The sequence below is a fragment of the Haemophilus sp. HMSC71H05 genome (assembly GCF_001838635.1).
GTDB classification, from domain to species: Bacteria; Pseudomonadota; Gammaproteobacteria; order Enterobacterales; family Pasteurellaceae; genus Haemophilus_D; species Haemophilus_D parainfluenzae_R.
The window spans coordinates 160725-180583 of record NZ_KV838037.1; the positions used below are offsets into that span (position 1 = coordinate 160725).

A 19859-nucleotide genomic window follows, 5' to 3' on the forward strand; every position below is an offset into this window, starting at 1 on the left:
GTTCATTCATTTTTGATATTCATCTTAAATGACCTTTCTCATATATAACTCTAAGAATTTAATTTTTTATTATGCGACAAGTAAAAGCCTCTAAAACGAAGCTTGATGTCAGCGAGCAGATCTTTGATGCAACAGATCGTCTTATGGCAAAAGAAGGATTACATTATCTTTCTATGCATAAGTTAGCCAAGGAAGCTGGCATCGCAGCGGGTACGATTTATCTTTATTTTAAGAGTAAAGACGAGTTATTAGCACAATTTGCTCGTCGAGTGTTCAATAAGTTTGCTGTGGCGATTGAAGAAGGTTTTGATGAAAGCCAATCTTTTTTCGAGCAATACAGAAAAATGTGGTGGAATATTTGGCATTTTCTTCAAGAAAATCCAACGATTCTGTTAAACATGAACCAATATCGATCTTTGCCAGAGTTTATTGAAACCTGCAAAGAAATGGAGCATTCGTGTTGGGATCAGTTTTGTATAAAGGGACAAGCAGCAAATGTGTTAGCTGATTTAGATCCTCATCTGTTATTTTTGCTGAGTCTTAAAACCGCAATGGTTTTAGCCTCAGATATTAAATATCTCGGTACGGTAGTAACCGATGCGATGTTAGAATCTGTCATTGAACGCTCTTGGCGTGCAATTCAGAAGTAGTCATTTTATTGTCTTAATGGAGTTTTCCAAATGAGTATAACTCAAACTAATAGACCAAAGCGCTCACACGTTTTCTTTTTGAAATTAGCGTTAGGCGTATTTGTGTTAATTTTTGCTGCAATGATTTTTCTTAATCATATGAAAGCAAAAGGTATTGCTGATTTCTTAGCAAATAAACCTGAAACAGCTTCTCCTGTTACCGCAATGACAGTTAAGGCTTCAGAATGGACGCCGATCATTGAAACAACAGGTCTTGTTCGTCCAAATCAAGGGGCGATGTTAAGTGCACAAAGCGCTGGAACCGTGTCTAAAGTGCTCGTGCAAAATGGCCAAAGCGTGAAAAAGGGTGATTTGTTAGTTGAGTTAGATAGTTCCGTTGAGCGTGCAAGCTTACAAGCGGCTCAAGCTCAAGTGGTGTCATTACGTCAAACTTATCAACGTTATGCAAACCTTGCTGGCAGCGGTGCCGTTTCTCGTCAAGAATTAGATAACGCAAAATCAGCTTATGAAGCACAAGCGGCAAATATTGAGTCATTAAAAGCAACCATTGAGCGTCGCCAAATCGTCGCGCCATTTGATGGTAAAGCCGGTATCGTGAAAGTGAATGTTGGTCAATACGTTTCAAACGGTACTGAAATTGTGCGTGTTGAAGATCGTTCTTCTATGAAAGTGGATTTTGCGATTGCGCAAAACCTATTAGATAAATTGCATATTGGTCAAAAAGTAACGGCTACGGCAGATGCGCGTAAAGGTGAAACCTTTGCAGCAAAAGTTACTGCCATTGAGCCGGCAATTAATTCTTCAACCGGTTTAGTGGATGTTCAAGCAACATTTGAACCAGAAGATGGGGCAAAATTATTGTCCGGTATGTTTACTCGCTTACATGTGGCTTTGCCAACAGAACATAATCAAATTGTGGTGCCACAAGTGGCGGTGAGTTACAACATGTATGGCGAATCGCTTTATATTTTGACCGCACTTTCTGATGAAGATATTGAGAAATTAGGCGGCGCAGAGAAAGCGGCGAATATGTACCGTGCAAAATCAATCACCGTGTTTACAAAAGATCGTCAAGGCATTTATGCACAATTAAAAGGCGATGAAGTCAAAGTTGGCGATAAAATTGTGACCGGCGGTCAGCAAAACTTAAGTAACGGTGCATTAGTCTCTGTTGCAGATAAAGCGGGCGTGGGTACTGAACAACCTGCGAATAAAACGAATCTTTAGTTAGGAAAAGCGAATGAGATTTACCGATATATTTATTCGTCGCCCTGTTTTGGCGGTTTCGATTAGCTTGTTAATCATTATTTTAGGTTTACAAGCGATCTCGAAATTGGCTGTGCGCGAATATCCGAAAATGACCACAACGGTAATTACGGTGACCACCGCATATCCAGGTGCAGATGCAAACTTAATTCAGGCATTTGTGACCTCGAAAATTGAAGAAGCGGTAGCACAAGCAGACAATGTGGACTATATGTCTTCAAGCTCTAGCCCAAGTACGTCAACTGTCACCGTAAAAATGAAATTAAATACGGATCCGAATGCGGCCTTGGCAGACGTGTTAGCCAAAGTTAATTCGGTTCGTTCTGAATTGCCAAGTGGTATTGAAGATCCAACGATTTCTTCATCAACGGGTGGTTCGGGGATTATGTATATTAGTTTCCGTTCTAACAAACTTGATGCAAGCCAAGTAACTGACTACATTCAACGCGTGGTGAAACCACAATTCTTTACCGTAGAAGGTGTAGCAAGCGTACAGATCTTTGGTGCTTCGGAGTACGCACTTCGTGTTTGGTTAGACCCAGAAAAAATGGCGGCTCAAAACCTTTCTGCTACACAAGTGATGTCCGCATTATCAGCGAATAACGTTCAAACAGCGGCGGGTAATGATAACGGCTATTTTGTGACCTATAAAAACAAAGTAGAAACCACGACAAAATCAGTTGAAGAATTAGGTAACTTAATTGTGACGTCTAACGGTGATAAGTTAGTACGTTTACGCGATATCGCTGATATTGAGTTAAATAAATCAAGCGATAACTCACGTGCGGTAGCCAATGGCGCAGATTCTGTTGTATTAGCGATTAACCCAACCTCGTCAGCAAACCCATTAACGGTAGCGGCGAAAGTACGTCCGCTATATGACAGTATTAAAAATAATCTACCGGATGCTATTGAATCTGACATCTTATATGACCGTACAATTGCGATTAATAACTCAATTAATGAAGTAATCAAAACGATTGTTGAGGCAACGATAATCGTGTTGGTGGTGATTACCATGTTTATTGGTTCATTCCGCGCGATTTTAATCCCGGTTATCACTATTCCGATTTCATTAATTGGGGTAATCATGTTGCTTCAATCATTTGATTTCTCCATTAACTTGATGACTTTGCTAGCATTGATTCTAGCCATCGGTTTGGTGGTGGATGATGCGATTGTGGTATTGGAAAACGTAGACCGCCACATTAAGTTAGGTGAAACGCCATTCCGTGCGGCGATTATCGGTACGCGTGAAATTGCCGTTCCGGTTATTTCCATGACCATTGCCTTGATTGCGGTATATTCTCCAATGGCGTTAATGGGCGGTATTACGGGTACGTTGTTTAAAGAGTTTGCTTTAACCCTTGCTGGAGCAGTATTTATTTCCGGTATCGTAGCATTAACGCTTTCACCAATGATGACCAGTAAATTGCTAAAATCCAATGAGGCTCCAAGTAAATTGGAACAACGAGTAGAGCATACCCTTAGTAAAGTGAATGCAGCTTATGCGTATGTACTTGATTTGGTGATGGTAAACCGTAAATGTATGTTGATGTTTGCGGCGATTATCTTTGCGACCTTACCGGTATTGTTTAAATCACTTTCAAGTGAATTAACCCCCCCAGAAGATAAAGGGGCATTTTTGGCGATTGGTTCAGCACCGTCTAACGTGAACGTGGATTATGTGCAAAATGCGATGGCACCTTATCAAGAGATTTTAACCAATACGCCAGAAGTACAGTTTGCGATGACGATTGCAGGGGCTCCAAGTTCTAACCAATCTTTAAACGTTGTGACTTTAAAAGATTGGAAAGAACGCTCAAAAAGCCAAACGGCTATCATGAATGAATTAAATGCAAAGGCGAAAGCGATTCCTGAAGTGTCAGTGCAAGGCTTCGCGTTCCCAGAAATTGATACCGGGGAGCAAGGTCCTCCAATCGGTTTTGTGATTAGTACTTCACAAGACTATGGCGATTTAGCGAATGTGGCAGGTAAATTCTTAGAGGATATGCAGAAATCCAGTAAGTTCGTTTATACTAATCTCGATCTTAAATTTGATACCGCTCAAATGCGGATTAAGATTGACCGTGAAAAAGCGGGGACTTACGGCATTACGATGCAACAAATCAGCCGTACTTTAGGTAGTTTCTTATCTGCCGCAACCATTGAACGTGTAGATATTGACGGCCGTGCTTATAAAATTATTTCCCAAGTAAAACGTGACAATCGTTTATCACCGGAAAGTTTTAATAAGTATTATGTGACAGCAGCAGATGGTACCTCTGTACCGTTAAGCAGCTTAGTGACTGCCACATTAGAGCCGCAACCAAGCTCATTACCTCGTTTTAGCCAGTTAAACTCAGCGGTAATCAGTGCAGTACCAATGCCAGGGACTTCAATTGGTGATGCAGTCCAATGGTTACAAGACAATGCAAAAAATACCTTGCCACAGGGTTACAACTATGACTTTAAAGGTGAAGCGCGTCAGTTAGTACAAGAAGGTAATGCACTTGCTGTAACGTTCTTACTTGCGGTAGTGATTATTTTCTTAGTCTTGGCGATTCAGTTTGAATCAATTCGCGATCCAATCGTGATTATGATTTCCGTACCGTTAGCCGTGAGTGGCGCATTGTTAGCCTTAAATGCTTTCGGATTTATTGGTATTGCAGGGACAACGCTAAATATCTACTCAGAGGTTGGTTTGATTACTCTAGTTGGTCTTATCACAAAACACGGTATTTTAATGTGTGAAGTAGCGAAAGAAGAGCAGTTAAATCATGGTAAAACGCGTGTTGAAGCGATTACCGAAGCGGCTAAAGTACGTTTACGTCCAATTCTGATGACAACCGCAGCGATGGTTGCAGGTCTTGTACCGTTGCTTTATGCAACAGGTGCAGGTGCGGTATCTCGTTTCAGTATTGGTATCGTTATCGTGGCAGGTTTGGCAATCGGTACATTGTTTACCTTGTTCGTGTTGCCAGTGATTTATTCTTACATTGCAAGCGAACACAAACCGTTACCAGTGTTTGATGAAAATGTAAAACCAATTGGAGGTCACATTAACGAACAACATTAATTGAAAATACTATAAAAACAAACCGCACGTTGATTTTTCAAGTGCGGTTTTCTTTTAGAGATTAAAAAAGCGAACATGATGTTCGCTTTTTATTTATGAAAGTGCGGTCAAATTTTTAACCGTTTTTATTTAACCATTTTTATTTTTTGCCGCTTTATAAAGTTCCATCGCTTCAGGTAATAAGCGTTGTAAGTTTTCTTGGCGGGATTCATCACTTGGGTGAGTAGAAGCTAACACATCAAGTGCCCCTTTAGAACCACCTGAGGCTTTAGCCATTTTTTGCCATAAACCTGGTGCGACTTGAGGATTGTAACCTGAGCGAGCCATTAGCATTAATCCAACTTCATCCGCTTCAGTTTCTGCACTACGAGAGTACGGTTTATCTAAAGCAAAATCTTTGGTCAGTGCAACTAAATCAGTCATATCCGCACCTACTACGGCAGATAATGCTGTTCCACCAACTGCACCAGCAATAGCACTTATTGTGCCGAAGTTAGCTTTGGCTTTACCGTGTTCTTTTAGAGCATGCGCCATTTCATGGCCCATTACAACGGCGATTTCATTATCGCTTAGTTGTAAGGTATCCACTAATCCTGTGTAGAAAGCCATTTTCCCGCCCGGCATAGCCCAAGCATTGAGCTCTTTAGATTTAATAACATTGATTTGCCAATTAAACTTTAAGCCGGTTTCATTCTCTTGGTTTGCATAAGGCACCATTTTATTAAAGACATGATGAATACGTCTTGCGGTATTTGATGTGGTATCAATCGCACCTTGTGAGCGAATTTTCCCCATTTCTTGTGTATAGCTGCTTGCTGCTTCTTGATTGATTGAGGCAGAATCCGCACAAGACGTGATAACCGTCCCTGCTAATACAGCAAAAGCAAAACTTTTGAGTTGTTTTTTCATAAATTATCCTTTTGTTGAGATGGCTGATTATATGAATTTATTGCATTTTGTCGATACAAAAAGATTGTCTTTTAAATTTGTACTACTATAATAGTGCAAATTTTTATTTTAGGACTTAACGATGACAATAAAAAAATCTCCTTCTTTATTAGGTGGCGCCATGATTATTGCGGGTACCGCGATTGGTGCAGGCATGCTCGCTAATCCAACTTCGACGGCAGGCGTATGGTTTATCGGCTCTATTCTGGCTTTGGTTTACACCTGGTTTTGTATGACCACATCAGGTTTGATGATCTTAGAAGCCAACTTACATTATCCTACCGGCTCAAGCTTTGACACCATCGTGAAAGATTTGTTAGGAAAAGGTTGGAATATTATCAATGGTCTTTCCGTTGCTTTCGTGTTGTATATTTTAACCTATGCCTATATCACCTCTGGCGGCGGTATTACACAAAACTTGCTCAATCAAGCCTTGGGTTCCGCTGAAAGTGCGGTCGATATTGGACGTACTTCTGGTTCCTTGATTTTCTGTTTTATTCTTGCAGCTTTCGTCTGGCTTTCTACTAAAGCTGTGGACCGTTTCACAACCATTTTGATCGTTGGAATGGTGGTGGCGTTCTTCCTTTCTACCGCAGGCTTATTGAGTTCCGTAAAAACAGAGGTGTTATTTAATACGATTGCGGAGGGTGAACAAAGCTATTTGCCTTATTTATTGACCGCACTTCCAGTTTGCTTAGTGTCTTTTGGTTTCCACGGAAATGTACCGAGTCTCGTCAAATATTACGATCGTGATGGTCGTCGCGTGATGAAATCGATCTTTATTGGTACAGGTTTAGCCTTAGTGATTTACATTTTATGGCAGCTTGCGGTGCAAGGTAATTTACCGCGTACCGAGTTTGCTCCGGTGATTGCAAAAGGTGGCGATGTATCAGCATTATTGGAAGCGTTACATAAATACATTGAAGTGGAATACATTGCCGTTGTGTTGAATTTCTTTGCTTATATGGCTATTGCAACCTCATTCTTAGGGGTAACGTTAGGTTTATTTGATTATATTGCCGACTTATTTAAATTTGATGACAGCTTATTAGGCAGAACAAAAACCACATTGGTGACATTCTTACCGCCACTATTGTTAAGTTTACAATTCCCTTATGGCTTTGTGATCGCTATTGGTTATGCCGGATTAGCCGCAACCATTTGGGCAGCAATCGTGCCAGCACTACTTGCTAAAGCCAGTCGTCAAAAATTCCCAAATGCAACTTATAAAGTGTATGGCGGTAATTTTATGATTGGCTTTGTGATCTTATTCGGTGTGTTAAATATTGTGGCACAAGTAGGCGCAAACTTAGGATGGTTTGCAAGTTTCGCAGGATAAGTTTTCACGTTAATATAGCAGGGGCGTATCAAATACGCCCTTTTTAATTTTGCATAGGAAACAAAATGAATAACAAAACGAGTGTTTACGATAAAGAAAACTTCTTTGAGCTTTATCAAAAACTTCGATCTAATCCCATCAGTCTCAATGAAATAGTGGAAAAGCCAACGATGCTTTTCCTGTTACCTGATTTGCAAGGGAAGAAATTGCTCGATCTAGGTTGTGGCACTGGCGGGCATTTACAACTTTATCTAGAACGAGGTGCGGATAAAGTGATTGGAACCGATCTTTCCGAAAAAATGCTCGAACAAGCTGAAAAAGATCTGCAAAAGTGCGGTCAGTTTTCAGGTCGTTTTTCGTTATATCAGCTACCGATGGAAAAATTGTCAGAATTGCCAGAACGTGATTTTGATGTCATTACTAGCTCTTTTGCTTTTCATTATATTGAAGATTTTCCAGCTTTATTAGCTTCCATTGCCAACAAACTTAAGCCTAACGGCACACTGGTTTTTTCCCAAGAGCATCCGATTACAACTTGCCATAAAGAAGGGGAGCGCTGGGAAAAAAATGAGAAAAAACAGCAAGTCGCTTATCGTTTAAATCATTACCGTGATGAAGGATTGAGAGAGCGGAATTGGTTTCAACAACCTTTTAAAACCTATCACCGCACGACGGCAACGATTATTAATGATTTAATTGCTGCAGGTTTTCAAATTGAACAAATGGCTGAACCCATGTTAGCCGAGCAGCCACAATGGCATGATGAATTTAAAGATTTGCGGCATCGTCCCCCTTTATTGTTTATTAAAGCAAGAAAAGTGATGAATTTAACAAAATAAGCTGGTTTTTGACCGCACTTTATGGTATAAATCGCACCGCTGTTTTTGGGTTTCAAAAGCAGCGTTTTTAATTATTAACAACACACACATATCATTAAGGCTTAATCGGGGTGCCAAACGGTCGATTAGCTGATATGTGGAGGCTCAACCCCAACAAAAGGAAAATATTATGGCACAAGTTTCAATGCGCGACATGATCAACGCGGGCGTACACTTCGGACACCAAACTCGTTACTGGAATCCACAAATGAAACCTTTCATTTTTGGTGCTCGTAACGGTGTTCATATCATCAACTTAGAAAAAACTTTACCTTTATTCAACGAAGCTTTAGCGGAATTAACCCGTATTGCTAGCAACAACGGTAAAGTATTATTCGTTGGTACTAAACGCGCGGCTCAAGAAGCAGTACAAGCTGCAGCATTAGACTGTCAACAATATTATGTAAACCACCGTTGGTTAGGTGGTATGTTGACTAACTGGAAAACCGTTCGTCAATCAATTAAACGTTTAAAAGATTTAGAAACTCAATCTCAAGACGGTACTTTTGACAAATTAACCAAAAAAGAAGCGTTAATGCGTACCCGTGAGATGGAAAAACTTGAATTAAGCCTTGGTGGTATCAAAGATATGGGTGGCTTACCAGATGCGTTATTCGTTATCGGTGCAGACCACGAACATATCGCTGTTAAAGAAGCAAACAACCTAGGTATTCCTGTGTTTGCTATCGTTGATACTAACTCAACTCCAGCTGGCGTAGATTTCGTTATCCCTGGTAACGATGATGCGACTCGTGCTATCCAACTTTACGTTTCTGCAGCTGCAGCAGCGGTTAAAGAAGGTCGTGGTAACGAAGCTCAAGTTGCTGAAGAATTAGCAGCTGACGCAGAATAATTTAAGTTTTGCAATAAGGCGAAGCCCTTAATAATCAAACGATTAATTGGCATAGGGGCTAAAATTTAGCCCCTATATTTTTATCTAAAAGTGCGGTCAAAATGAATCGTACTTTCGACAGAGGATTTTTAAAATGGCTGAAATCACAGCATCATTAGTAAAAGAACTTCGTGAACGTACCGGTGCCGGTATGATGGAATGTAAAAAAGCATTAGTTGAAGCAAACGGTGATATCGAGTTAGCAATCGACAATATGCGTAAATCTGGTCAAGCTAAAGCTGCTAAAAAAGCAGGCCGTGTTGCAGCTGAAGGTGTTATCCTTGCTCGTGTACAAAATGGTTTCGGTGTATTAGTTGAAATGAACTGTGAAACTGACTTCGTAGCAAAAGATGCAGGCTTCTTAGGTTTAGCAAACGAAGTGGCTGATTTCGCAGCAGCACACAAAGGCACCACTATCGAAGCATTACAAGCACAATTTGAAGAAAAACGTGCTGCATTAGTGGCTAAAATTGGTGAGAACATGAACATCCGTCGTGTTGCTTACTTAGAAGGTCAAGTTATTGCTCAATACTTACACGGTGCAAAAATCGGTGTATTAGTTGCAGGTGAAGGTTCTGTTGATGAACTTAAAAAAGTGGCAATGCACGTTGCGGCATCTAAACCTGAATTCGTGAACCCAGAAGATGTATCTGCTGAAGTGGTTGAACACGAACGTCAAATCCAAATCGACATCGCAATCAACTCTGGTAAACCAAAAGAAATCGCAGAGAAAATGGTTGAAGGCCGTATGAAGAAATTCACTGGTGAAGTTTCATTAACAGGTCAACCATTCGTCATGGATCCTTCTGTATCTGTAGGTGACTTCTTAAAATCAGTAAACACTTCAGTGTCTAACTTCATCCGTTTAGAAGTGGGTGAAGGTATCGAGAAAAAAGAAGAAGATTTCGCAGCTGAAGTTGCAAAAATCACTGGCGGTAACGCTTAATTTTCTCCATTGAGATATAAAAAAGCCGATATTGAATATCGGCTTTTTTGTTGTCTGAAATTTGAGATTTTCTATTTCTTTGGACGAATATCGATGGCAGGATCTGCATCTTTACGATATTTTTCTTCAATCAGTTTTTTCAGACCATAATCATCTTTGTCAGCTTGTTCAGAGAATAAATCTTCTTCTAATGTCAGCTTCGGATTTTTAATGCCTATCCAATTAGCAATACCTTCTAAGAAATTCAAACCAGATTTAAAGGCTTTGTATTCTTTACGTGCCGTATCATCAGATGAAATCTTAAAGAGCGGAATATTATGATGCAATTGGCTGTGACAGTTTTGGTTAAACAAGGTGACGCCATGTTTATCATCTTCCTGATGACATAAACCATGATCTGAAAAATAAATCATGGAGAAAGTGCGGTGTGTTTTTTGCTCGTTTTCTTTGAGCGTTTCATACACTTTCTTAATAAAATCATCGGTTTTCTTAATGGATGTAATATAGCAATTTAAGTATTCGTTCTTTTTCTCAATATCATTGTCATTGAAAATTTTCGGGTAATCTTCAACGCGATCGCAAGCAAGCGGATGTGAGCCATAAATGTGTAATACAATAAAGCGTTTACCTTGCGTTGGATCTTCTAAAACTTGGGCAAATTTAGGGATTAAATCAAAATCGCTGTAGTTTGTAGAATTAAAGCTCCCGCCTTTTTTCAAGAAAATGGTTTCATCAGATTTTGAAGCTAGAGACGCGACCGGCGTGTCGTATTCACCTAAGAAACCTTGATTAGACAGCCAGTAGGTTTTCAGACCAGCAGACTTAATGAGATCCACTAAGCTTAAATCATAGTTTGGTTCCCATTTTTCTTTATCAGGTAACGTTAACATTAAGCGCAATGAGGCGACAGTGTTGGTTCCGGCGGATGTCATGCCATCAATCAGTGTACCATTTGCAGATGACATAAATGGTGTGTCATTGACGGGGTATCCATACGCATGCAAGTAATCTTTTCTCGCACTTTCACCCAAAATCATCACATAATCTTGGTATTTAGAATTTTCTAATGTGGATTGTCCCCAGCTGCTTTCCTGTGACATTTTTTTCAATTTTTGCCATTCATTAACGATCTGTACGCTGGAATCTATCGTTTCTTTTAATGGGGCAGCAATCGGTAAGTTGTAGCCAATCAACAAGGTAGCGAGGGCAATGAATGTTTTATTGCGATAAAATTTCACCCCAAATTTGACCGCACTTTTGTAATGTAAAAAGACTAAAACTGGAATAGCTAATGCTGCTAAATAGCTGCTCACAGGGATTTGCATGAGAAACTCTTTGGTCTCTAACATATCTGTCGCGAGAACCGATGCAATATATTGGTAGCTTGGTGCACCAAAATTTAAGCCTGTTGGCGTATAAATTGCGTGTAAGCAAACTAAGGGTAATAAAATAAAATAGAAAGATTTTCGGCTACTACTTAATAAAATAATGAAAATAGCCGTGAGTAAAATCAGACTAATAGATGGCTCAGGAAACATCCCTGAACCTCGTAAAATCAAATAACCGGCAGCAATGGCACAAGCCAAAGAAAAAAGTGCGGTTAAAATTTGTGAGGTTTTTGAAATCTTCATAAAGTTTACCTATAAAATCAAAACAGCGATATTTTATCGCACTTTTCTGACCAATTTCCATTTTTAACTTTTTCGCTCTTTTGCTAGAATAAGCCAAATTTTGTAACCGACAAAGGAAAAGACAAATGAGCCAACCAATTTACAAACGTATTTTATTGAAATTAAGTGGTGAAGCATTACAAGGAGACGAGGGCTTCGGTATCGATCCTTCAATCCTTGATCGTATGGCGTTAGAGATTAAAGAATTAATTGAAATGGGCGTGGAAGTTGGTGTTGTGCTCGGCGGTGGTAACTTATTCCGTGGCGCAAAATTAGCTAAAGCCGGCATGAATCGCGTGGTGGGCGATCATATGGGGATGCTTGCAACCGTGATGAATGGCTTGGCAATGCGTGATGCGCTTCACCGTGCAGATGTGAATGCAAAATTAATGTCTGCTTTCCAATTAAATGGGATTTGCGATACCTATAACTGGTCTGAAGCCATCAAAATGTTGCGTGAAAAACGTGTAGTCATTTTCTCAGCAGGTACGGGTAGCCCGTTCTTTACTACAGATTCTGCGGCATGCTTACGAGGTATCGAAATTGAAGCGGATATCGTGTTAAAAGCGACCAAAGTTGATGGTGTATATGATTGCGACCCAGCAAAAAATCCTAATGCGAAGCTATACCATAAATTATCTTATGCAGAAGTGATTGATAAAGAATTACAAGTAATGGATTTAGCTGCGTTCACACTCGCTCGTGACCACGGTATGCCAATTCGTGTATTTAATATGTGTAAACCAGGTGCGTTACGCAAAGTGGTACTCGGTACAGAAGAAGGCACAACGATTAGTTAATTTTTTCAAGAATAAAATGGCGAGAGACAATCTCGCCTTTTTTATGAATAAATTTATTCAAAACTCCCTAAAAATCCAGTAAAATCACTGTGTTTTATCTTTATTTATTAAAAAGGACAGATGAATGATTAATGAAATCAAACAAGATGCTGAAGCTCGCATGGAAAAAAGCCTAGAAGCGTTGCGTGGGCATATTGCAAAAATCCGTACAGGCCGTGCACAACCAAGCTTATTAGACGCAATCCAAGTAGAATACTATGGTGCAGCGACACCACTTCGTCAATTAGCTAACGTTGTTGCAGAAGATGCACGTACTTTAGCGGTAACAGTATTTGACCGTTCTTTAATCAGTGCAGTAGAAAAAGCAATTTTAACTTCTGATTTAGGTTTAAACCCATCTTCAGCAGGTACAACAATTCGCGTGCCTCTTCCTCCATTAACTGAAGAACGCCGTCGTGATTTAATCAAAATCGTAAAAAGCGAAGGTGAGCAAGGTAAAGTCGCGATTCGTAACGTACGTCGTGATGCAAATGATAAAATCAAAGCATTATTAAAAGACAAAGAAATCAGCGAAAACGATCAACATAAAGCGGAAGAAATCATTCAAAAAGTCACTGATAGCTATATCAAAAAAGTGGATGAGATCTTAGCAGATAAAGAAAAAGAATTAATGGATTTCTAATTGTCGAACCATGTTTTGGGGCAGACCAAGTGTCTGCCCTTGTTCTATTCTGATAAAAAAATAAAAGCACAAAGTGCGGTCGAAATTTTATGCAAAAACAAAATCTTGTTATTTTAGGATCAACCGGTTCTATTGGTCATAGCACCCTTTCTGTTATCGAACATAATCCTGACAAATACCATGCCTTTGCGTTAGTAGGGGGTAAAAATGTTGAGACGATATTTGAACAATGCGTGAAATTTCAACCGCACTTTGCTGCATTAGATGATGAAAATGCAGCAAAGGTATTGCGAGAAAAACTAGCCTCACACCACATTAAAACGGAAGTTTTAGCTGGGCAGAAAGGCATTTGTGAGTTGGCAGCACATCCAGATGCAGATCAAGTTATGGCAGCCATTGTTGGTGCGGCGGGATTACTACCGACTCTTTCAGCAGTAAAAGCAAGTAAGAAAGTCTTGCTTGCAAATAAAGAATCGTTAGTAACTTGTGGCCAGATCTTTATTGATGCAGTGAAGCAGTCAAAAGCAAAATTATTGCCAGTCGATAGCGAACATAACGCGATTTTTCAATCCTTACCGCCTGAGGCACAAGAAAAGGTTGGATTTTGTCCTTTGAAAGAATTAGGGGTCAGTAAAATTGTCTTAACCGGTTCTGGTGGACCTTTCCGTTATACACCATTAAACGAGTTTGAACATATAACTCCCGCACAAGCTGTTGCTCATCCAAACTGGTCAATGGGTAAAAAAATCTCTGTGGATTCTGCCACAATGATGAATAAAGGTTTAGAGTACATTGAGGCGCGCTGGTTATTTAATGCATCAGCAGATGAAATGGAAGTGATTATTCATCCTCAATCTATTATTCATTCTATGGTGCGTTATGTCGATGGCTCGGTCATTGCTCAAATGGGTAACCCGGATATGCGCACGCCCATTGCGGAAACCATGGCTTATCCAAATCGTACAGTCAGTGGTGTGGAACCATTAGACTTCTTTAAAATCAAAGAATTGACATTTATCGAACCTGATTTTAATCGTTATCCAAATTTAAAATTAGCGATCGATGCTTTTGCAGAAGGGCAGTATGCGACAACTGCAATGAATGCGGCAAATGAAATTGCCGTACAAGCCTTTTTAGATGGCTATATTAAATTTACGGATATTGCGAAAATTAACCAAGCATCGGTTGAACAAATACCATCTTCAACCATTTCAAGCATTGATGATGTATTAGCGGTAGATAAGCAAGCTCGTGAATTAGCCGATTCGCTGATTAAAAAGTTGATGTAGAATACGCAAAAGTGCGGTCATAAAATCCGAATATTTTAGAATGAAAGAACTTGATAACAATAACATTCCCGAACATGTTGCTATTATTATGGATGGCAATGGACGTTGGGCGAAACAACAAAATAAGCTGCGTATTTTTGGCCATACAAACGGTGTGGCAGCTGTGCGTCGTGCGGTGAGTTATGCACGACAAACAGGTATTAAATTTTTGACGTTATATGCGTTTAGCAGTGAAAACTGGAATCGTCCCGAGCAAGAAGTAAGCGCATTAATGACGCTTTTTATACAAGCACTTGATCGAGAAGTTAAAAAATTACACAAAAATAATATTCGTCTAAAGATTATCGGTGATGTTTCTCGTTTTAGTGATAATTTGCAAGAGAAGATCGCAAAAGCAGAAAATTTAACAGAAAATAATACCGCACTGACTTTAAATATTGCGGCGAATTACGGTGGTTGTTGGGATATTGTTCAAGCGACTCAACAACTCGCTGAAAAAGTAAAAAATAATGAGATTTCGGTGAGTGATATTAATGAATCACTTTTCCAGCAACATTTAGTGACACAAGATGAACCGCCTGTCGATTTACTAATTCGCACAAGCGGTGAGCAACGCATTAGTAATTTCTTGCTTTGGCAAATTGCATATGCGGAATTGTGTTTTTTAGATGTGCTTTGGCCAGATTTTAGTGAAAAAGATTTTAATCAGGCAATTGCCTGCTATCAACAACGTCATCGCCGTTTTGGCGGGACAGAATAAGCGGAGAACTTATGCTTAAAGAACGTGTATTATCAGCCATTGTGCTGATTGCTTTGGTATTATGTGCCTTGTTCTTATTTACCCCATTTTATTTTGCCCTAGCCTTAGGCTTTGTGGCGACGCTTGGTATTTGGGAGTGGGCTCAATTTGCTCGTTTTAAAAATCCTTTAGCACGCCTTTGTATTGCGGCGTTTTTAGGCGCATTTATTTTCCTTTGGCTTTATAACGAAGGTAATTATTTAGATGCGGGTCGAGTGTTTGAGAACTACTTACCATTATTATTGCTAAACTCTGTCGGTTGGTGGGTACTTGCATTAGTGTTAGTAGTGACTTATCCAAGCTCAGCGAAGTTTTGGGGTAAAAATATTCCTTTACAACTCCTATTTGCGTTTTCTACGTTGATTCCTTTTGTTGCCGCTGTCTTACGTTTACGTTTAGATAATTATACTGCTGATCCACATCATGGTTTGTTCTTATTGCTCTATGTATTTGTATTAGTATGGGCTGCTGACTCAGGTGCTTATTTTGCAGGACGAGCTTTTGGTAAGCACAAACTTGCACCGAAAGTATCACCGGGGAAAACATGGCAAGGCGTATTTGGTGGCATGATCACCGCAGCGGTATTGGCATTTGTGTTTATTCACTTCTCAGGTGAAACCTTATTAGGTAGCCGTGCAATGAGCGGTTTTGTTGTGCTTTCAGTGGCAACTGTAGTTATTTCTGTATTAGGTGATTTAGCAGAAAGTATGTTTAAACGTGAATCAGGCATTAAAGACAGTAGTCAATTAATTCCAGGCCATGGCGGTATTTTAGATCGTATTGATAGCTTAACGGCGGCAGTACCATTCTTCACATACTTCTATTTCTTTGTGTTATAGGGAAAGAACATGTCATTTTTGTGGTCGCTTGGCTCATTTATTGTTGCAATTGCCGTACTGGTTGCCGTACACGAATACGGTCACTTTTGGGCAGCAAGAAAGTGCGGTATTAAAGTTCATCGTTTTTCGATTGGTTTTGGTAAAGTGATTTGGCGACGCACAGATAAATTAGGCACCGAATTTGCTATTTCAGCCATTCCGCTTGGTGGCTATGTCAAAATGCTTGATGGACGAAATGAAGACGTTCCCGCAGAATTAAAATCGCAGGCATTTGAAAGCAAATCGGTAGCTCAACGTGCTTTTGTTATTGCTGCAGGTCCCCTTGCTAATTTTATTTTTGCGATTTTGGCATATTGGGTGATTTATTCTGTTGGGATTCCGAGTGTTAAACCGGTCATTGAAAATGTCACGCCAAATTCTCCCGCTGCGATGGCTCAAATTGAACCGAATAGCCAGATTTTAGCAATTGATGGAAAGAATGCACCCGATTGGGAAACCATTAATTTATTGCTCACTGATAAGTTAGGTTCTGATTCGGTTGAACTCACATTAACACCTTTTGGTGAAGACCAACCTTATCAACGAACCATTAATCTGCAAAATTGGACATTTGAACCAGATAAAGAAACATCATTTGAAACATTAGGGATCAATCCCGTTTCAAGTAAAGTGGAGATGACATTATCAAAAGTAGTGGAAAACTCACCAGCAGAAAAAGCTGGCTTGTTGATCGGCGATAAAATTTTAGCAGAAAATTCGACTGCACTTGACTGGAAAGCTTTTGTTGCACTGGTACAACAAGGTCAACCTTTTACTATCAAGGTCGAACGTAATCAAGAAATTTTTGACAAAACCTTGCAACCTGAGAAAAATCGAGATGGTAAATGGTTTGTTGGGTTAAGTCCGACGTTCTTAAAAGTTGGCGAACAGTATCGAACTGAATTAAAATATGGTATTCTTGATGCCCTACAAAAAGGTGTGGAAAAGACAGGCCAAATTTCGTGGTTTATTGTGAAGGCAATCGGAAAATTGTTTAGTGGAGAGCTTTCATTTTCCAGTTTGGCTGGGCCAATTTCAATTGCTCAAGGTGCAGGCGCATCTTCTAACGCTGGCGTGATTTATTTCTTAAGTTTTCTCGCGTTAATCAGTGTTAATTTAGGCATAATGAATTTATTTCCGTTGCCAGTTTTAGATGGTGGACATCTCGTATTTTTGGCGGCGGAAGCTATCAAAGGAAAACCTGTTTCAGAACGGGTACAAAATTTAAGTTATCGTATAGGGCTCACAATCTTGTTAATTCAAACAATTTTTGTGCTTTTTAATGATTTCTTACGTTTATAACTATTGTTTTTTATAGGATAAAGTCGATGAAAAAACTTCTAATCGCAAGTTTATTATTCGGTACTACAACGAGTGTATTTGCGGCACCATTTGTAGCAAAAGACATTCGTGTTGACGGTGCTCAAGGAGACTTAGAACAGCAAATTCTAGCAAGCCTTCCTGTTCGTAGTGGTCAGCGTGTAACGGATAAAGATGTAGCCAATATTGTACGTTCATTATTCGTAAGTGGACAGTTTGATGATGTTAAAGCTTTCCAAGATGGCGACGCATTAGTTGTGAGCGTTATTGCGAAACCAATCATTTCTGAAGTGAATATTAAAGGTAACTCAGTTATTCCAACAGAAGCATTAAAACAAAACCTTGATGCAAATGGTTTCAAAAGTGGTGATGTCTTAAATCGTGCGAAATTAGAAGAGTTTGCGAAAACCTTAAGAGAACATTATAAGAGTATAGGTCGTTATAATGCAAAAGTTGATCCGATCGTGACAACTTTACCAAATAACCGCGCAGAAATTACACTTCAAATTGATGAAGATGATACGGCAAAACTTCGTTCTGTTACTTTTAATGGAAATGAAGCGATTTCTAGCAGTAAGTTACAAGAACAAATGGAGCTTCAACCAGATTCTTGGTGGAAACTTTGGGGTAATAAGTTTGATGGTTCTCAGTTTGACAAAGATATTCAAGCTATCCAAGACTACTACCAAAATAATGGTTATGCCAAAGCCAGAGTGACAAAAACAGATGTTCAGTTAAATGAAGAGCATACAAAAGCAGATGTCACTATTGATGTAAGTGAAGGTGAAAAATACAATTTAAGTTCTGCTCGTATCGTCGGTAACTTAGGTGGTATGGCTGATGAATTACAACCATTATTAGGTGAACTTCACTTAAATGATACATTCAGTCGTGCGGATGTGCAAAATGTTGAAAGCTTAATTAAAGATAAATTAGGTGAACGTGGTTACGGTAGTGCAACAGTGAATACTGTACCAACTTTTGATGACGCGAATAAAACATTAGCATTAACCTTTGTGGTTGATGCGGGACGTCGTTTATCTGTTCGTCAAGTTCGCTTTGAAGGTAATACGGTTTCTGCAGATAGTACATTACGTCAAGAAATGCGTCAGCAAGAAGGGACTTGGTATAACTCACAATTAGTTGAGTTAGGTAAAGTACGTTTAGATAGAACGGGTTTCTTTGAGAGTGTAGAAAATCGTGTTGAACCAATTCAAGGTTCTAATGATGAAGTCGATGTCGTATATAAAGTAAGAGAACGTAATACTGGTAGTATTAACTTTGGTATCGGTTATGGTACAGAGAGTGGTATCAGCTATCAAGCAAGCGTGAAACAAGACAACTTCTTGGGAACAGGTGCAGCGGTAAGTTTAGCCGGTACACGTAATGACTATGGTACAAGTGTAAACTTGGGTTATACAGAACCATACTTTACTAAAGATGGGGTAAGTTTAGGTGGAAACGTATTCTATGAAACTTACGATAACTCGAAAAGTGATACTTCATCAACCTATAAACGTACAACTTACGGTGGTAATGTCACATTAGGATTCCCTGTTAATGAGAACAACTCATATTATGTGGGATTAGGTTATACTTATAATAAAATCAGTAACTTCGCGTATGAATACAACCGTGATTTATATATGAAGTCAATGAATTTAACTGGAAACTCAATCAAAACTAATGATTTTGATTTCTCATTTGGTTGGAACTACAACAGCCTAAACCGTGGCTATTTCCCAACTAAAGGGGTAAAAGCAAGTTTAGGTGGTCGTGTCACCATTCCTGGATCCGACAATAAATATTATAAATTAAGTGCTGAGCTTCAAGGCTTCTACCCATTAGATCGTGATCATCGTTGGGTATTATCTGGAAAAGCAACCGCTTCTTATGCAAATGGTTTAGGCGGTAAACGTGTACCGTTCTATCAACTTTATACGGCTGGTGGTATCGGTTCATTACGTGGTTTTGCTTATGGTGCGGTAGGCCCTAATGCGATTTATCAAGACAAATATGGCCAATGGTATCAAAGTACAGATGTCGTTGGTGGTAACGCGATGGCTACAGCAAGCGTGGAACTTATTGTTCCAACCCCATTTGTTGGAGATAAAAGCCAAAATAGCGTAAGAACCTCACTTTTTGTTGATGCTGCGAGTGTTTGGAATACAAAATGGAAATCAGATAAAGAAGGCTTAAAATCATCTCCGATTTATGCAACATTACCTGATTACAGCAAAGCAGGTCGAGTCCGTGCTTCAACTGGTGTTGCTTTCCAATGGCAATCACCAATTGGACCATTGGTATTCTCTTACGCGAAACCAATCAAAAAATATGAAAATGATGATGTAGAACAATTCCAATTTAGTATTGGTGGTTCTTTCTAATAAATTGAACTTTTACGTTCTATTTAAGTCAAAATC

Annotated in this window: 16 protein-coding genes; 14 read left to right on the forward strand and 2 right to left on the reverse strand. The window is 39.4% G+C overall.

What is annotated here, in order from left to right; genetic code table 11:
• Positions 1-71: 71 nt before the first annotated feature.
• Genes HMPREF3279_RS07060 through HMPREF3279_RS07070 form a run of 3 tightly spaced genes read left to right on the forward strand, consistent with a single transcriptional unit; the run spans position 72 to position 4995 of the window.
• Positions 72-650 (forward strand): TetR/AcrR family transcriptional regulator, encoded by a 579-nt coding sequence (locus tag HMPREF3279_RS07060; protein WP_070868689.1) that lies wholly within the window; start codon positions 72-74, stop codon positions 648-650.
• Positions 651-680: 30 nt separating this feature from the next.
• Positions 681-1877 (forward strand): multidrug efflux RND transporter periplasmic adaptor subunit AcrA, encoded by a 1197-nt coding sequence (locus HMPREF3279_RS07065; protein ID WP_049383209.1) that lies wholly within the window; start codon positions 681-683, stop codon positions 1875-1877.
• Positions 1878-1890: 13 nt separating this feature from the next.
• A complete protein-coding gene (locus tag HMPREF3279_RS07070) occupies positions 1891-4995 on the forward strand; it encodes a multidrug efflux RND transporter permease subunit AcrB (RefSeq protein WP_070868691.1) in 3105 nt (1034 codons plus the stop codon).
• A gap of 129 nt (positions 4996-5124) precedes the next feature.
• On the opposite strand, the gene HMPREF3279_RS07075 is transcribed toward HMPREF3279_RS07070, so the two are convergent.
• On the reverse strand, positions 5125-5904 hold the full coding sequence (locus HMPREF3279_RS07075; protein ID WP_070868693.1) for a M48 family metallopeptidase: 780 nt from the start codon (positions 5902-5904) through the stop codon (positions 5125-5127).
• Between the two features lie 121 nt (positions 5905-6025).
• Between HMPREF3279_RS07075 and mtr the strand changes: the two genes are divergently transcribed.
• The 4 genes from mtr to tsf all read left to right on the forward strand — a co-directional run bounded on the left by mtr (position 6026) and on the right by tsf (position 9998).
• Entirely contained in the window at positions 6026-7282 is a 1257-nt protein-coding gene (gene mtr, locus HMPREF3279_RS07080; protein ID WP_070868695.1) for a tryptophan permease, read from the forward strand.
• A 65-nt stretch (positions 7283-7347) separates the two neighbouring features.
• The gene (locus tag HMPREF3279_RS07085) at positions 7348-8121 is read left to right on the forward strand and encodes a class I SAM-dependent methyltransferase (protein WP_070775652.1); all 774 of its coding nucleotides are present in this window, start codon (positions 7348-7350) and stop codon (positions 8119-8121) included.
• A gap of 169 nt (positions 8122-8290) precedes the next feature.
• Positions 8291-9013 carry a 30S ribosomal protein S2 gene (gene rpsB / locus HMPREF3279_RS07090; protein WP_005698638.1) on the forward strand — a complete coding sequence of 241 codons (723 nt, stop codon included), beginning with the start codon at positions 8291-8293 and terminating at the stop codon, positions 9011-9013.
• A gap of 133 nt (positions 9014-9146) precedes the next feature.
• Positions 9147-9998, forward strand: coding sequence for a translation elongation factor Ts (gene tsf, locus HMPREF3279_RS07095; RefSeq protein WP_070868697.1), 852 nt, complete (start codon positions 9147-9149; stop codon positions 9996-9998).
• A gap of 71 nt (positions 9999-10069) precedes the next feature.
• Here tsf and HMPREF3279_RS07100 read toward each other — a convergent pair whose 3' ends face one another.
• On the reverse strand, positions 10070-11629 hold the full coding sequence (locus tag HMPREF3279_RS07100; protein WP_070868699.1) for a phosphoethanolamine transferase: 1560 nt from the start codon (positions 11627-11629) through the stop codon (positions 10070-10072).
• A 125-nt stretch (positions 11630-11754) separates the two neighbouring features.
• Between HMPREF3279_RS07100 and pyrH the strand changes: the two genes are divergently transcribed.
• The 7 genes from pyrH to bamA all read left to right on the forward strand — a co-directional run bounded on the left by pyrH (position 11755) and on the right by bamA (position 19823).
• On the forward strand, positions 11755-12468 hold the full coding sequence (gene pyrH / locus HMPREF3279_RS07105; RefSeq protein WP_005698626.1) for a UMP kinase: 714 nt from the start codon (positions 11755-11757) through the stop codon (positions 12466-12468).
• Positions 12469-12592: 124 nt separating this feature from the next.
• Entirely contained in the window at positions 12593-13150 is a 558-nt protein-coding gene (gene frr, locus HMPREF3279_RS07110) for a ribosome recycling factor (protein ID WP_005696784.1), read from the forward strand.
• A gap of 89 nt (positions 13151-13239) precedes the next feature.
• Positions 13240-14439 (forward strand): 1-deoxy-D-xylulose-5-phosphate reductoisomerase, encoded by a 1200-nt coding sequence (ispC, locus tag HMPREF3279_RS07115; protein WP_070868701.1) that lies wholly within the window; start codon positions 13240-13242, stop codon positions 14437-14439.
• Positions 14440-14479: 40 nt separating this feature from the next.
• Positions 14480-15199 carry a polyprenyl diphosphate synthase gene (gene uppS, locus HMPREF3279_RS07120; protein WP_049370883.1) on the forward strand — a complete coding sequence of 240 codons (720 nt, stop codon included), beginning with the start codon at positions 14480-14482 and terminating at the stop codon, positions 15197-15199.
• Positions 15200-15210: 11 nt separating this feature from the next.
• On the forward strand, positions 15211-16077 hold the full coding sequence (locus HMPREF3279_RS07125) for a CDP-archaeol synthase (RefSeq protein ID WP_070868702.1): 867 nt from the start codon (positions 15211-15213) through the stop codon (positions 16075-16077).
• 9 nt (positions 16078-16086) lie between these two features.
• Positions 16087-17418, forward strand: a complete 1332-nt coding sequence (gene rseP, locus HMPREF3279_RS07130; RefSeq protein WP_070868704.1) for a sigma E protease regulator RseP — start codon at positions 16087-16089, stop codon at positions 17416-17418.
• 26 nt (positions 17419-17444) lie between these two features.
• Positions 17445-19823, forward strand: a complete 2379-nt coding sequence (bamA, locus tag HMPREF3279_RS07135; protein WP_070868706.1) for an outer membrane protein assembly factor BamA — start codon at positions 17445-17447, stop codon at positions 19821-19823.
• The last annotated feature ends 36 nt before the right edge of the window (positions 19824-19859 follow it).